Origin of the sequence: Streptomyces sp. NPDC093089, from assembly GCF_044754405.1 — a bacterium.
Classification (GTDB): Bacteria; Actinomycetota; Actinomycetes; order Streptomycetales; family Streptomycetaceae; genus Streptomyces.
The window spans coordinates 53,278-67,912 of the sequence record NZ_JBIVPA010000021.1; the positions used below are offsets into that span (position 1 = coordinate 53,278).

15 protein-coding genes are annotated in these 14,635 nt (G+C 72.3%); 8 read left to right on the forward strand and 7 right to left on the reverse strand.

Translation table 11 applies throughout. From position 1 onward, the window contains the following. Positions 1-31: 31 nt before the first annotated feature. Positions 32-970 (reverse strand): N-acetylmuramic acid 6-phosphate etherase, encoded by a 939-nt coding sequence (gene murQ, locus ACIQFX_RS35675; RefSeq protein WP_402471965.1) that lies wholly within the window; start codon positions 968-970, stop codon positions 32-34. A 75-nt stretch (positions 971-1,045) separates the two neighbouring features. Further along, complete coding sequence (locus ACIQFX_RS35680; RefSeq protein ID WP_402471967.1) at positions 1,046-1,972, reverse strand: MurR/RpiR family transcriptional regulator; 927 nt, start codon at positions 1,970-1,972, stop codon at positions 1,046-1,048. A gap of 112 nt (positions 1,973-2,084) precedes the next feature. On the opposite strand from ACIQFX_RS35680, the gene ACIQFX_RS35685 reads away from it, so the two are divergent. Continuing rightward, positions 2,085-2,441 (forward strand): hypothetical protein, encoded by a 357-nt coding sequence (locus tag ACIQFX_RS35685; protein ID WP_402471968.1) that lies wholly within the window; start codon positions 2,085-2,087, stop codon positions 2,439-2,441. Between the two features lie 58 nt (positions 2,442-2,499). Continuing rightward, positions 2,500-2,769, forward strand: a complete 270-nt coding sequence (locus tag ACIQFX_RS35690) for a DUF4031 domain-containing protein (RefSeq protein ID WP_402471970.1) — start codon at positions 2,500-2,502, stop codon at positions 2,767-2,769. A gap of 114 nt (positions 2,770-2,883) precedes the next feature. Here ACIQFX_RS35690 and ACIQFX_RS35695 read toward each other — a convergent pair whose 3' ends face one another. After that, positions 2,884-4,941, reverse strand: a complete 2,058-nt coding sequence (locus ACIQFX_RS35695; protein ID WP_402471972.1) for a GtrA family protein — start codon at positions 4,939-4,941, stop codon at positions 2,884-2,886. 107 nt (positions 4,942-5,048) lie between these two features. Here ACIQFX_RS35695 and ACIQFX_RS35700 point away from each other — a divergent pair, with 107 nt between their 5' ends. After that, on the forward strand, positions 5,049-6,038 hold the full coding sequence (locus ACIQFX_RS35700; protein WP_402471975.1) for a glycosyltransferase family 2 protein: 990 nt from the start codon (positions 5,049-5,051) through the stop codon (positions 6,036-6,038). Between the two features lie 82 nt (positions 6,039-6,120). Here the strand turns inward: ACIQFX_RS35700 and cpt are convergent, their stop codons facing one another. The 4 genes from cpt to ACIQFX_RS35720 form a co-directional block, all read right to left on the reverse strand. Then, positions 6,121-6,642 carry a chloramphenicol phosphotransferase CPT gene (gene cpt / locus ACIQFX_RS35705; protein ID WP_402472133.1) on the reverse strand — a complete coding sequence of 174 codons (522 nt, stop codon included), beginning with the start codon at positions 6,640-6,642 and terminating at the stop codon, positions 6,121-6,123. Between the two features lie 55 nt (positions 6,643-6,697). Next, positions 6,698-7,006 (reverse strand): putative quinol monooxygenase, encoded by a 309-nt coding sequence (locus tag ACIQFX_RS35710; RefSeq protein ID WP_402471978.1) that lies wholly within the window; start codon positions 7,004-7,006, stop codon positions 6,698-6,700. 29 nt (positions 7,007-7,035) lie between these two features. Next, the gene (locus ACIQFX_RS35715; RefSeq protein ID WP_402472136.1) at positions 7,036-8,238 is read right to left on the reverse strand and encodes a Cmx/CmrA family chloramphenicol efflux MFS transporter; all 1,203 of its coding nucleotides are present in this window, start codon (positions 8,236-8,238) and stop codon (positions 7,036-7,038) included. A gap of 244 nt (positions 8,239-8,482) precedes the next feature. Further along, positions 8,483-9,157, reverse strand: a complete 675-nt coding sequence (locus ACIQFX_RS35720; RefSeq protein WP_402471980.1) for a hypothetical protein — start codon at positions 9,155-9,157, stop codon at positions 8,483-8,485. A gap of 175 nt (positions 9,158-9,332) precedes the next feature. Here ACIQFX_RS35720 and ACIQFX_RS35725 point away from each other — a divergent pair, with 175 nt between their 5' ends. From ACIQFX_RS35725 to ACIQFX_RS35745, 5 genes are all read left to right on the forward strand, one after another. Further along, the gene (locus ACIQFX_RS35725) at positions 9,333-10,772 is read left to right on the forward strand and encodes an MFS transporter (protein ID WP_402471982.1); all 1,440 of its coding nucleotides are present in this window, start codon (positions 9,333-9,335) and stop codon (positions 10,770-10,772) included. Positions 10,773-10,860: 88 nt separating this feature from the next. After that, complete coding sequence (locus tag ACIQFX_RS35730; protein ID WP_402471985.1) at positions 10,861-12,030, forward strand: trans-sulfuration enzyme family protein; 1,170 nt, start codon at positions 10,861-10,863, stop codon at positions 12,028-12,030. 89 nt (positions 12,031-12,119) lie between these two features. Next, entirely contained in the window at positions 12,120-12,659 is a 540-nt protein-coding gene (locus ACIQFX_RS35735; protein WP_402471986.1) for a MaoC family dehydratase, read from the forward strand. Between the two features lie 75 nt (positions 12,660-12,734). Then, positions 12,735-13,577: a class I SAM-dependent methyltransferase gene (locus tag ACIQFX_RS35740; protein WP_402471988.1), complete on the forward strand. Its 843-nt coding sequence runs from the start codon at positions 12,735-12,737 to the stop codon at positions 13,575-13,577. Next, complete coding sequence (locus ACIQFX_RS35745) at positions 13,574-14,617, forward strand: class I SAM-dependent methyltransferase (protein WP_402471991.1); 1,044 nt, start codon at positions 13,574-13,576, stop codon at positions 14,615-14,617. Before ACIQFX_RS35740 ends, ACIQFX_RS35745 begins: the two co-directional genes overlap by 4 nt. The last annotated feature ends 18 nt before the right edge of the window (positions 14,618-14,635 follow it).

The following is a 14,635-nucleotide window of genomic DNA, read 5'->3' on the forward strand; positions in this document are numbered from 1 at the left end:
GCCTTGCTGTGTGGGGGGATGGATGCGCGGGTTACGCGGTCGGCTCGGTCGCGTGCAGCGCCGCGCGCAGGTGGCCGCGGGAGTCGGTGAGCCGCCGGGCGGCCGTCGGGGCGTCGATGTCGGCGAGGATCATGAGGATGGCGTTCTTCACCTCGCCGTCGGCGGCGGTGAGGGCCGTCTCGATCTGTTCGTCGGGGGCGCCGGTGGCGAGGGCGACGATCCGCCGGGAGCGGGCCTGGAGCTTCTCGTTGGAGGCGCGGACGTCGACCATGAGGTTTCCGTAGGTCTTGCCGAGCCGGATCATGGTGATCGTCGAGATCATGTTGAGGACGAGCTTCTGGGCGGTGCCGGCCTTGAGGCGGGTGGAGCCGGTGAGGAGTTCGGGGCCGGGGACGACCTCGATGCCGTGTTCGGCGGCGGCGGCGAGGGCGCTGTCCGCGTTGCAGGAGAGGCCGATGGTGAGCGCGCCGAGGGTGCGGGCGTGTTCGACGGCGCCGATGGCGTACGGGGTGCGGCCGGAGGCGGAGATGCCGACGACGGTGTCGTCGGCGGTGAGGCCGAGGTCGGTGAGGTCCTGGACGGCGAGTTCCTTGGAGTCCTCGGCGCCTTCGACGGCCTTGATCATGGCGGACGGGCCGCCCGCGATGAGGCCGACGACCTGGGCGGGGTCGGTGTTGAAGGTGGGCGGGCACTCGCTGGCGTCGAGGACGCCGAGGCGGCCGGCCGTGCCCGCGCCCATGTAGACCAGCCGACCTCCGCGGGCCATCCGTTCGGCGGTGGCGTCGATCGCGGCGGCGATGGCGGGGAGCTGCCGGGCGACGGCGGCGGGGACGGTCTGGTCCTCGCCGTTCATGGTGCGGGCGATGTCCAGGGTCGGGAGCTGGTCGATCTCCGCGAGCTCGGGCCGGAACGCCTCGGTGGTGAGGGTGGCGAGCTGGGCGCGGAGTTCGGAGTACGTGGAAGCGGACATGGGCTGCTCTTTCGGTGCGTGGACGTCGTCGGCGGCGTTGGCGTCGACGTATGACGCTCGGCGGACGGGGGAGGGTCAGCGGGTCCGTGGTGAGTGGCGGTGGGCGAGGGCTTCGTACGAGGCGGCGAGGGCGGGGGCCGCCGTCTCGTACGTGCGCTGGGTGACGCAGGTGAACAGGCAGTCGATGACCAGGAGCTGGCTGGTGCGGGACGACATGGCCGCGGGGCGCAGTTCGCTTTCGCGGGCGGTGGAGGTGGTGAGGACGTGGTCGGCGTACTGGGTGACGGGGCCGTCCGGGCGGCCGGTGATCGCGACCGTGGTGGCGCCGTGGTCGAAGGCGACGCGGAGGGGTTCTATGACGTCGCCGGTGGAGCCGGAGTGGGTGATGGCGAGGGCGACGTCGCCGGAGCGGAGCTGCACGGCGTTGGTGACGGCGAGGTGGGGGTCGCTGTGGGCGTGGGCGATGAGGCCGATGCGGAGGAGCTTCTGCGCGAGGTCCTGGGCGACGAGACCGGAGGCGCCGACGCCGTAGATGTCGACGCGGCGGGCGGTGGCGAGGGCGGCGACGGCGGCGCCGAGCTGGATGGTGTCGAGTCCGGCGGCGGTGTCGGCGAGGGTCTGCTGTTCGTCGTGGGCGAGTTTGGCGACGACGTCGGCGATGGGGTCGTCGACGGCGATGTCGGCGGTGACGGCGGGCGCGCGGCCCGACTGCTGCTGGGCGGCGAGGCCGGCGAGGGCGAGCCGCAGGTCGCGGTAGCCGGGGTAGCCGAGGAGGCGGGCGGTGCGGACGACGGTCGCCTCGCTGGTGCCGGTGAGCTCGGCGAGGCCGGTGACGGTGAGGGCGGCGCAGCCGGCCGGGTCTCCGGCGACGGCTTCGGCGACCCGCTGCATGGAGCGGGTCATGGAGGGGGCGAGGGTGCGCACCTTGGCGGCGAGCGCGGCGGGGGCGGGGGGCGAGGCGGGCGCGTCGCTGGTGAAACTTTCCTTCACGTCATTGGTCACATCTGAAAGATACTTTCGGCCCGGTGGGGCGACAAGACCCCCTCCGTCCCGGACGGGTCCCGGAAACGGACGGGCCCTTCGTCCTTTCCCCACTCCGGGTGACAATGAGTGCATGGACGACATCGACCCCGTGGAGCAGTCGCTGCACACTGCTCGCGCGCTGGTAATGGCCGACCTGGTGGCCCGGGACGTGGCCGCCGCCGAGGTCGTGTCGATGGTGGAGGACGCCGTGACCCACCGCCGCTGGTGGGTCGAGCAGTGGCCCGAGGGCATCACGTACGTCGCCGGACTCGTCGCCCAGGACGTGCAGGACGCCCTGCTCGAACAGTACGGACGCTGGCCCCTCTGTCCCGTGTGCTCCTCCGGCGACCCGCACGCCCTCGACGTCGAACCCGAGCTCGGCCCCGACCCGCACTGGGTCTGCGGCAAGCAGGGCGTGGTCGTCGCCCCGGTGGGGGCCCTGAAGTGAGCCGCACGACGGAGGCCTGCCGCGTGACCCGCTCGATCGACGCGACGGAGGCCGCCACGTGACCCTCTACATCGACCCGCCGACCTGGCCGGGCCACGGCCGCATGTGGTCCCACCTCGTCAGCGACGCCTCCTTCGACGAACTCCACACCTTCGCCGCGTCCATCGGCGCCCCGCCCCGCGCCTTCGAGCGCGACCACTACGACATCCCCTCCGACCGCTACGCGGACGCGGTGGCGGGCGGCGCCGTGGAGGTCGGGTCGAAGGAGCTGCTCCGCCGCCTCACGGCCGCGGGCCTGCGCCGGCCGAAGAACCGCCCCGCGCCCTGACGTACCGAGGGGGCGGCCCTCGTCCTGACGTACCGAGGGGACTGCATGCGTCCTGAGCACGCCGAAGGGGCGGCCCGGCACGATGCAGGGCCGCCCCTTCGGCGTGTCATCCGCTCACACGGGCTGTCCGGACAGCGGCTCGGAGGGACGGGCGTCCGGAGCCTGCCCCGCGTCGGCCGCCGAGGTCGTGGAGCCCCCGCCGACCGTTGGGATCGCGGCGCTCTCGTCGGCCGTCTCGATCGTGGAGCTCCCGCCGACCGTTGCGATCGCTGTGCTCTCGGCGGCTTTCGCCCGGCGCCCCGCCACGTGGGCGGAGACGATCAGGAGTACGGCGACGGTCCCTGCGATCGCGGGCCAGTAGACGTAGCGGTAGTTCGACTCGGGAGAGGTGGGCAGGTAGGCGAGGACGTAGAGGACCGAGCTGGCGCCGAGGAGGCGGAGTTCTCGGGTGTAGGGGCCGGTCCAGCGGCGGCGCAGGGCGAGGACCAGGGAGAGGGCGAGCCAGAACCAGCCCTGGAAGAGGAACGGGAGGTCGCGGACGAAGCCGAGCACGTAGGAGCGCAGGGTGGTCCGCAGCATCTCGTTGGAGGGGGTGTCCACGATGGCGTCGGGCTGGTCCGCCGGCCGGGCGCGCGTGCCGTCCTGGAAGGGGTAGTTGCTCTGGAAGAGCAGCTTGGCGAAGAGCTGGAGGCGGTACTCGGCGTAGCCCTTCCAGTGCTGGGGCATCTGCTGGGTCCACATCTCCACCATGGCGTCGACGTTCCGCGGCGACAGGGGGTCCGGTGCGATGTCGCGCCGGTAGCAGTGGAAGTAGGCGTCCGAGGGGATCTTCTTGGACTGGCAGGTGGCGGCGGCGGTGGCCAGGCCGTCGCGGAAGGCCGGATCGGCGCCGGCCCGGTCCGCGGCGGTGCGCACCTGGGCCGGGGTGAGCACGTGGACGAGGTCGTCCAGCGGGATCTGCGCGTACTGGCGGGAGGGCAGCGGGTCGGCGACGGCGTTCACGGCGGTGTTGGCGCCGGCGGTGACGGCGACGAGCACACCGGTGGCGACGAGCCAGCGGCGGCGGCCCGGGGCGGGCCAGAGCGCGAGGACCAGCAGGACGAAGACCGGTATGACGGCGGGGAAGGCGTTCTTGCGGACCAGGACGGCGTACGCGAGGAACAGCACGCCCACGAGGAGGAGGGCCCAGCGGGTCCTGGCCCGGCCGGACGGCAGCTCACGGGCGAGGAGCGCGACCGCGCAGGCCGCGAGGAGGACGTACGCCATGTGGACGTCCTTCCACACGACGCCCGTGAAGGTCACGACGTGCGGGGCGAGGCCGACGGCGAGCATCGCGAGGGAGAGTCCGCGGCTGCCGCTCCTCTTCCACACCAGCACGGCGAGGAGCCACAGCGACGCCCACAGCACGGCGGCCTGCAGGGCGGCCATGGCCGATACGGCGCCCGTGGAGTCGATCAGGACCTTCCACAGGAGGGCCATCACCGGGGGGTGCCAGTCGTGCATCGGCGTCTCGCCCAGCGCCTCCCTGAGCTGGACGAGGCTGTCCGAGCTGAAGTATCCGGGGTGGAACACGACGGACACGGCGTAGGCGCAGACCGCGGCGAAGGTGGCGAGGGCCCACGGCCAGAGCGCGCCGCGCCGCCGGGCGGCGCGGAGTGATGCGGTCCACCGTTCGATGCTGCCGGGCACGTGGGTCGGGTCCTCTCCTGGGCGGGTGAACACGAGGCTGCGGTAGGAGACGAAGCGGAACAGCGTCGCCGCCGCCCAGCCGACGAGCCGGGCCGCGTTGTCGCTGAAGGGCGATCCGAGGCCGAGGAGTTCGCGGGAGACGTAGACGGGGAGGGCGGTGACCGCCATGCCCACCAGGTTGACGCCCACGAACAGCGTGAGTTCGCGCCGGTCGACGGCGCCGCGCCGGTCGCGGTAGGTCCAGTAGCGGTTGCCGACCCAGCTCACGACCATGGCGAGCAGGGTGGCGACGACCGATGCGACGACCGGCGCGCTCCCGAGGACCCCGCCGCCGGAGGCCGGGGATCCGAAGATCAGGAGGTTGAAGCTCGCGGTCTCCACGACGAACGCGAGTGCTCCGACGACGCCGAAGGCCGCGATCTCACGCCCGATGTTCCGCGCCCACGCGGGCGCGTGTCGGCTCCAGGCCGTCAACCGCATCATGGCGGAAACGTAAACTTGTGCGACCGGAATACACAAACGCGAGGTAGCATCCCCACGAATTTCACGGACGGGCCACGCTGCCCGTTGTTACTGGGGGGAACCTTCGCATGAGTCCGGTGATCGCCTGTGTCGTTCCCTGCTACAACGAGGAGGCGGCGATCGGGAAGGTCGTCCGCGACCTGCGCGCGTCGCTCCCCGAGGCCGTCATCTACGTGTACGACAACGCCTCCACGGACAACACCCTCGCCGAGGCCCTCAAGGCCGGCGCGATCGTGCGTCAGGAGCCCCGCAAGGGCAAGGGCAACGTGATACGCCGGGCCTTCGCCGACGTCGAGGCCGACGCGCTGCTGATCATCGACGGGGACGACACCTACGACGCCACGCGTGCCCGCGAGATGGTCGACCTGCTCTTCGAGGGCCCCTACGACCAGGTCGTCGGCGCCCGCCGCGAGATAACCGACACGGCCTACCGGGCCGGTCACGCGGTCGGCAACAAGATGCTCACCGGCGCCGTGCGGTCGCTGTTCGGCAACGACGTCAGCGACATGCTGAGCGGCTACCGGGTGTTCTCCCGCCGGTACATCAAGTCGTTCCCCGCCCTCTCGCGGGAGTTCGAGACCGAGACCGAGATGACGGTGCACGCCCTCAGCCTGCGTCTGCCCACGGCCGAGCTGGAGGTCGACTTCAAGGACCGGCCGGCCGGCAGCGTCAGCAAGCTCCGCACCTACCGCGACGGCTGGCGCATCCTGAAGCTGATCCTGGGTCTCGCCCGCCGTCAGCGCCCTTCGCTGTTCCACTCCGTCATCGCCGGCCTGCTGGCCCTCGTCTCGCTCACCCTGGGCGTCCCGGTGATCGCCGAGTTCGTGGAGAGCGGCACCGTTCCGCGCTTCCCCACCGCCATCCTGGCCGCCTCCATCATGATCATCGCGGTACTCGTGCTCCTGGTCGGGTACATCCTGGAATCGTTCATGCACATGCGCCAGGAGCAGTCCCGCCTCGCCCACCTCATGTACCCGGCGCCCTCCTTCGGCGCGGACTTCGTGCCGGAGGCGCTCCCGGAGGCGACCGTCTCCGGCTCGGACGTCCGCACCGCCTGACGCACCGAAGGGACGGCCCGCGCCCTGACGTACCCAAGGGGCGGCCCGGCATCGTGCCGGGCCGCCCCTTCGGTGCGTGCGGTCAGGTCAGGTGGGAGGCGATGGTGTGGGCGCAGGTCAGGGCCTCGGTGTGGGTGGTGTCGATCTCCAGGTCGTAGGTGACGCCTTCGTGGACGACGAGGGCCTGCTGGGCGGCCATGCCGGGGGTGCGGTCGCCGCGGGCGATCTCGCGGCCGGCGGCGGTGGCGGGGTCGCAGCGGACGCCGACCCAGAGGACGGGGAGGTCGCCGAGGACGGTGCGCCAGCGCTGCTGGGAGGCGGCGCCGCCGAGGAAGACGTCGTCGATGACGATCCTGGCGCCGGCCCGGGCCATCGTGGCGATGCCTTCCGCCCAGGCGGCCTCCAGCTGCCGGAAGTCCTCGCCGACGGTGACGCCGCCGTCGTCGCCGAAGACGATCCCGCCCTCCGAGGACCACATCTTCTTGGGCAGGGCGTCGACGAACGAATCGCATCCGAACGTCATCCAGGGGTCGGGCAGCACGGACTGCAGGCACCGCACGATGCCGGACTTCCCCGAGCTGGAGGCGCCGTTGAGGATGATCATTCGCGTCGTCACGGTGTCACCGTACGGAACCCCCGGGCGGTTCCGCAGCGGGTTTTCAGTCGGCCCGTACGAGCACCGTCTCCTGCGGCGGGCCGCTGAGCAGCTGCGGTCCGGCGGCCATCGCCGCCGCCAGGTGGGGGCTGCGGAGGTGGGCGTCGAAGGCGGCGCGGTCGGTCCACTCCTCGACGACGATCCAGGAACCGGGCTCCAGCGGGTCCTCGTACGGGCGGTACGAGAGGCACCCGGGTTCGGCGAGGGTCGGGGCGACGAGCGAGAGGGCCTGGCGGCGGACGGCGGCCTCCTGGCCCGGCGCGGCCTGGAGTCGTGCGATGACGGTGACGGCGGTGCTGCTGCTGGTGGTCACGGATTCCCCCCGTGGGTGCGTACGCGATGTCAGCGGGACGATACGGCCTTCTGTTCCAGAGGCGTGCCGGAAGCCACCACGCGGGACGGGGACTTGTGGAGCTTGAGCGCGAGGGCGGCCGTCGCGAGGCCGAGGGCGGTCATGGCGGCGCCGGCCCAGGCGGTGGAGGCGAAGCCGAGGCCGGCGTCGATGACGGTGCCGCCGAGCCAGGGGCCGCCGGTGTTGCCGAGGTTGAAGGCGGCGGTGGTGGTGGCGCCGGCGAGGGTGGGGGCGGCGCCGGCGACGTTGAACATGCGGGCGTTGAGGGCCGGGGCGGTGTAGAAGGTGGACACGCCGAGGAGGAACGTCAGCACGATCGTGGCGGCCGGGCTGGACGCGAAGAGGGCCAGGGCGACGAGGAAGACGGTGGAGGCGGCGATGCCGCTGAGCATCACGCCGAAGAGGTGGGCGTCGGCGACGCGTCCGCCGATCGTCGTGCCGACGACGGCGCCGATGCCGAAGAGCGCGAGGACGCCGGAGACCCAGCTCTCGTCGAGGCCGGAGACGTCGGTGAGGAGCGGGGCGAGGTAGGAGAAGGCGCAGAAGACGCCGCCGGCGGCGAGGGCGGTGACGGCGATCGAGAGGAGCACCTGGCGGTCGCGGTAGATCGTCAGCTCGCGTTTGACGCGGGGCTTCGTCTCGGGCCGCGGGATGTGCGGGATGCGGGTCACCACGCCGACGAGGGCGATGGCGGAGGCGGCGCCGACCGCCCAGAAGGCCGAGCGCCAGCCGAGGTGCTCGCCGAGGAAGGCGCCGGCGGGGACGCCGAGGACGTTGGCGATGGAGAGGCCGCCGATCATGACGGCCATGGCCCGGGCGCGCGCGCCGACCGGCACCATCGCGATGGCGACGGCCGCGCCGACCGCCCAGAACCCGGCGCAGGCCAGCGCGCTCACGACGCGGGAGGCGAAGAGCACGGCGTAGTTCGGGGCGAGGGCGCCCGCGACCTGGCCGAGGCCGAAGACGGTGATGAGGGTGATCAGGGTGGTCTTGCGGGGGAGCCGGAGGGTGGCGACGGCGAGGAGGGGTGCGCCGACGACCATGCCGATGGCGAAGGCGGATATGAGGAGTCCGGCGCTCGGGATGGAGACGTTCATGTCCTCCGCGAGGGGCGGCAGGAGTCCGGACAGCATGAATTCGCTCGTGCCGAGCGCGAAGACGGAGAGCCCGAGGATGTAGACGGCCAGGGGCATGCGGGTGGCGGTCGCGGGTGGGGTGGACAGGAGGGAGGGGGTGGTCGGGGCGGGTGGGGTGGGCTCGGCGGAGGGAGAGGGCATGACATGTGTCAACCCTCGATTTGTGCCTGTCATTCCGTGGTGACGGGAATGTCTTGGGATGCGAGACGGGCGGGCCCCGAGCCGCATTCCTCACGCTGGGTGACGAGGTGTTCGAGAACGGCGCCGTTCTGTGGGCTCGTGAGGCTCTTCGGGGGTCTGTTCAGCTCTTGCCGGACGTGTCCGTCAGTTCCGCGAGCTCCCTGGCCATGTTCTCCCGCGCTTTCCCCTCCCAGGCCGCCGCGCCGTACGGGGTGCGGAAGAGGCTGGGGAGGGCGAGGAGCTGGCGGAGGACGGCGGCGCGGCCGTCGCGGAAGGCGTCGTCGGGGACGAAGGCGTACTCCTCGCGGACGGCCGCGGCATACCCCCGGTACGTATCGGGGTCGGTGGCCAGGACGGCGAGGTCGGCGTCGCAGAGGGTCTCGCCGTTGAGGTCGCCGGTGTCGGGGTCGTGGCTGGTCGTCAGTCGGACGAGGCGGGCGACCTCGGTGACCTCGTGCGGGGTGAGTCCGGCCTCGGTGAGGGCCTTCTCGGCGAGGGCCGCCGAGCGTTCCTCGTTCTCGGAGCGGTCGGGCCGGTAGACGGCGTCGTGGAACCAGGCGGCGAGCCGTACGAGCTCCAGCTCGCCTCCCTCGCCGCCCTGGTCGGTGAGTTCGTCGATGCGGTCGAGGACCGCGCGGAGGTGGTCGACCGTGTGGTAGCGGCGCTGCGGCTCGGCCCAGCGGGCCAGGAGGTTCCGGCCGTACGGGGCGGGGTCGGGGCCCTCGCGGCCGGCGCGGGCGGCGAGCAGGGTGGCGGTCCAGCGTCGGAGGAGCGCGGGTTCCTGGTCTGCGGTCATGGGGGCATTCTGCCCGGCGGGGGTGTGGAGGGGGCGCTTCCGGTGCGTCGTCACGACCGCCCCCCTCTCTCCCTTACATACCCCCCATGGGTATGCTACGGTGCTCCGCACAGGTACCCCCTAGGGGTATGCCCCGGCTCCGGTCGGGGGTCGATGCGAGCGAAGGGTCAGGGCAATGTCAACCGTCAATCCCCGGCGCTGGTGGGCACTTGTCGTGCTCGCAGCAGCCCAGTTCATGGTCATCATGGACACGTCGATCATCGGGGTCGCGCTCCCCGAGATGCAGAAGGACCTGGGCTTCACGCAGGGCGAGCTCCAGTGGGTCTTCAACGCGTACGTGATCGTCTTCGGCGGCCTCCTGCTCCTCGGCGGACGCCTCTCCGACCTCGTCGGGGCCCGGAAGATCTTCGTCACCGGCTGGGCCGTGATGATCGCCGGCTCGGTCCTCGCCGCCGCCGCGCAGACCGCCTGGGTCGAGATCGCCGGCCGCGCCGTCCAGGGCGTCGGCGGTGCGCTGATCGCGCCCTCCGCGATGACGCTGCTGATGATGCTGTTCATGCACGACCCGAAGGAGCTCGGCAAGGCGATGGCGCTCTACGGCGCCGCCGCTCCCGCCGGCGGCACCGCGGGCGTCTTCCTCGGCGGTGTCTTCACCGAGTGGGCGGCGTGGCAGTGGGTCTTCATCATCTACATCCCGATCGGCCTCGCGACCCTCGCCGCGACCCGGCTGCTCCCGGACGTCGGCTCGCGCCGCGGCTCGGTCGACGTGCTCGGCGCGGTGGCCGTCACCGCGGGTCTCGCGCTCGCCGTGTTCGCCGTGGTCCGGGCCCCCGAGGTCGGCTGGGGCGCCACCGCCACCGTTCTCGAACTGGTCGGTGCCGTCGCCCTCCTCGCCCTCTTCTTCGTGATCCAGAAGTCCGTCCGCGAGCCGCTCATGCCGCTCAGCGTCTGGCGGGTCCCGCGCCTGGGCTCGGCCAACCTGGCGATGACGCTGCTCGGCGCGGCCTGGATCCCGATGTGGTACTTCCTCAACCTGTACCTCCAGCAGGTCCTGGGCTACGGCGCCTTCGCGTCCGGCGCGGCGCTGCTCCCGATGACCGTGCTCCTCATGATCTTCATGACGGCCATCACGGCCCGGCTCATGGGCCGGTTCGGGGCGAAGCCGCTCATCGGGGCCGGTCTGCTCGTCCTCGCCGCCGGCCTGGTCTGGCTCGCCGCCGTCCCGCCGACCGGCACGTTCCTGGTCGACGTCCTGCCGGCCTCGCTGGTCGCCGCGCTCGGCATGTCCCTCGCGTACATCCCGGCGATGATCGCCGCGATGTCGGGCGCCCCGCAGGAGCAGGCCGGTCTCGCCTCCGGCATCGTCAACACCACCTACAACGTGGGCTCCGCGCTCGGTCTCGCCGCGCTCACCGCCGTCGCCATGTCGCAGGGCGCCGACCGGCTCGGCGACCTGCCGAAGCTGACCGAGGGCTTCTCGGCCGCCTTCATCGGCGCCGCGATCATCGCCGCCTTCGGCGGTGTCGTCACCCTCCTCGTCATGAAGAGCGACAAGGCGGTGGCCGCCGAGGCCGCGTCCGCCCCCGCTCCGCAGGGCGAGAAGGTCTCCGCCTGAACCGCCCCGAAGGGGCCGCCCGATGTCCGACCCCGGACGTCGGGCGGCCCCTTTTCCGTATCTCCGACAGGGTCCCGAGAGGAATGCCGTGGAACTGAGCACCCGTGCCGTTCATGTCGTCAACGAGCCTTTTGGGGAGGGAAGTTGGCCGCTGTCCGTGCCGCTCGTGCAGTCGTCGGCCTTCGCCTTCGACTCCGCGGCCGAGCTCGCCGAGGCGATGGCGGGACCCGACGGCCGGTACGTGTACGGCCGTCGGGGCAATCCGACCGTGCGGGCGCTGGAGCGGACGCTCGCGGGCCTGGAGGGCGGGGAGGGGGCCCTCGCGTTCGCCTCGGGGATGGGGGCGATCAGCGGGGTGCTCCTGGCGCTCCTGCGGCCCGGTGACCGGGTGGTGGCGCAGCGGTGCCTGTACGGGGGGACGCACGCCGTCCTGTCGGACCTGGCCGAGCGGTACGGGATCGAGGTGGTGCGGATATCGGGCGACGACCCGGCGGAGTTCGAGGCGGCGGCCGTGCACCCGGCGACGCGGCTGCTGGTCCTGGAGACCATCGCGAACCCCACGGGGCAGGTGCCGGACCTGCCGGGACTGCTGGCGGCGGCGCGGGCGCTCGGGGTGACGAGCGTGGTCGACAACTCGCTGGCGTCGCCGGTGCTGTGCCGGCCGCTGGAGTGGGGCGCCGACGTGGTCGTGCACTCGACCACCAAGTACCTGTCCGGGCACTCGGACGTCCTGGGCGGCGCCGCCGTGTTCGCGGACGACGCGCTGCGGCAGCGGATCTGGCCGCGCACGGTCGAACTCGGCTCCTGCGCGGATCCGTTCGCGGCGTGGCTGACCCTGCGCGGGCTGCCGACGCTGCCGCTGCGGATGCGGGAGCACTGCGCCAACGCGGTGGTGCTCGCGGAGCGGCTGGCGGCGCACGGGGCGGTGGCGGCCGTCCGCCATCCGTGGCGGGTGGACCACCCGTCGTACGCGACGGCCCGGAAGGTCCTGGCGGGTGGGGGCGGGTTGCTCTCGTTCGAGCTCGCCGGGGGGCGGGAGGCGGGTCGGGCGTTCATCGAGCGCGTACGGCTGGCGAGGCTCGCGCTGTCGCTGGGCGGGGTGGAGACCCTCGTGACGCATCCGGCCTCCACCTCCCACCGGGAGCTGGGCGAGGGCGAGTTGGCGGCCGCGGGGATCGGCGCGGGGCTGGTGCGGATGTCCGTCGGCATCGAGGACGTCGAGGACCTGTGGCGCGACGTCGAACAAGCCCTCGCCTGAGCCTTCTTTTGGGTTGACAAAATAAATGGTCGATTCGTAGATTGGAGTTCGCCAGGGAAAGACCACTCCTAGGTCAAGGGGGAAGCGCGATGCGCTACTTCGAGGACTTCCGGCCCGGCGACGTCCACGAGCTGGGCACCGTCACCGTCACGGCGGAGGAGGTGCTGGAGTTCGGCAGGCGCTTCGACCCGCAGCCCTTCCACACGGACCCCGAGCGCGCGGAGCACTCGCCGTTCGGCGGTCTGATCGCGAGCGGGTTCCACACCCAGGCGATGTTCATGCGGCGCTACGTCGACGGACTGCTCGCCTACAGCGCCTGCATGGGCTCGCCCGGCATCGACGAGGTCCGCTACCTGCGGCCCGTCCGCCCGGGCGACACCCTCACCGCCCGCGTCGAGATCCTCGGCGCCACCCCGTCGCCGTTCAACCGCGCCACCGGCACCGTCAAGCCGCGGTGCACGCTCGTGGCCCCCGACGGGACGGCCGTGTTCAGCATGGTCCTGCACAGCATCTTCCGCCGGCGCCCCGCCGACTCCGAGGCCGACCATCTGTCGTCGATGCCCGCGGCCGAGGACCCCGTCGCCTGCGCGCGACCGGCCAAGACCTGTGTCCCGGCCATGAGCGCCTGACGAACCGTCCTTCGTCGGGCCCCTGAACACGGCCGTCCGTACATCTTCCGTCAACCGAGTGAAGGGGGACCTCCTGTGGAGGCCGTATCCCGCACCGCCCAGTGGACCGCCGCCGCGCGCGCCCTGGAGACCGAGCGCGAGGACCGGCTGTTCGCCGATCCCTACGCGCGCACCGTCGCCGACGAGATCGGCTTCGAACTGCTCGCGCGCTACGACGGCGGCGGCATCGTGCCGTTCCTCGCCATCCGCACCACCTACCTCGACCGGGCCGTCGTGAAGGCGGTGGAGGAGCGCGGCATCCGGCAGGTCGTCTTCCTCGCCGCCGGCATGGACACCCGCTTCTACCGGCTGCCCTGGCCCGACGGCGTCACCGTCTACGAGCTCGACCGCCCCGCCCTCCTGGAGGCCAAGGCCGAGATGCTCAAGGACGAGCCGCGGCCCGCCGGCCGCAGCCGCGTCGCCGTCCCCGTCGACCTGACCCAGGACTGGACCGGCCCCCTGAAGGAGGCGGGCTGGAAGAGCGAGGAGCCCGTCCTGTGGGTGGTCGAGGGCCTGCTGTTCTTCCTGCCCGAGCAGGCCGTGCGGACCCTGATCTCGACGCTCTCCGCGCACGCCGCGCCCGGCTCCGTGCTGCTCGGCGACGTCATCTCCCGGGCCGCCCTGGACAACCCGCTCGCCCGGAGCTTCATGACGGCCCTGGAGGAGGACGGCAACCCCTGGCTCTTCGGCACCGAGGAGCCCGAGGCACTGCTCGCCGACTGCGGCTGGGCCGTACGGGAGGTCAGGCAGCCGGGTGAGGACGGCGCCGACTTCGGCCGCTGGCCCTACCCGGTCGCCCCCCGCGGCCTGCCCCGCGTCCCCCGCTCCTTCCTGTTCACCTGCGACACGCCCGGCCACGGCCAGGAGGAGGCGGCATGAGCGCCCACGACTTCCACCAGCGGGTCATCACCGACGCGGGCGCGGCCGTCCGCGGCCTGACCGTCGCCCTCGGCGAGCGCCTCGGTCTCTACCGGGCGCTGGCCGCCGACGGCCCCCTGACCGCCGAGCAGCTCGCCGCGAAGACCGCCACCGACCCGCGCTACATCGAGGAGTGGCTGCACGCGCAGCTCTCCGCCGGGTACGTGGAGCGGCACCCGAGCTCCCTCACGTACACGCTCCCCGCCGACCACGTCGAGGTGCTCGCCGACCCGAAGGCCGTCACCTACGCGGCCGGGTTCTTCACCGCGCTGAAGGCGCTGTACGCCACCGAGGACCTGCTCGTCGACGCGTACCGCACCGGCGAGGGCGTCGGCTGGGCCGAGCACGACGCGGCCCTCGACACCGGCATGGGCTCCTTCTTCCAGCCGACGTACGAGCACAAGCTCGTCCCGGACTGGCTGCCCGCCCTGCACGAGGTCACCGGCAAGCTCGCCGCCGGCGGCACCGTCGCCGACGTCGGCTGCGGCGTCGGCCACACCACCCTGCTGATCGCGAAGGCGTTCCCGCGGGCCACGGTCCACGGCTTCGACTACTCGGAGGAGGCCATCGCGATCGCCCGCCAGCTCGCCGAGGAGGCCGGGCTCTCCGACCGGGTCGTCTTCGAGGTCGCCTCCGCCGACGACTACCCGGGCACCGGCTACGACCTGGTGTGCTTCTTCAACGCCCTGCACGACATGGGCGACCCGGTGGCCGCCGCCCAGCACGTCCACAAGTCCCTGGACGCGGACGGCACCTGGATGCTCGTCGAGTCGAACGTCTCCCCGCAGGACATCGACGCGCAGACGCCCGCCGCCCGGATGTTCATGGCGCTGTCCGCCGTCATGTGCCTGCCCGTCGCCGTCGCGCAGCGCGGCCCGCACGCGCTCGGCAACCACTCCGGCGAGAAGGCCTTCCGCGCCATCGCGGAGGAGGCCGGCTTCACCCGCTGGCGGCGCGCGACCGAGACCCCGGTCAACGCGGTCTACGAAGTCCGCCCGTAACCCCACCGCCAGCAAGCG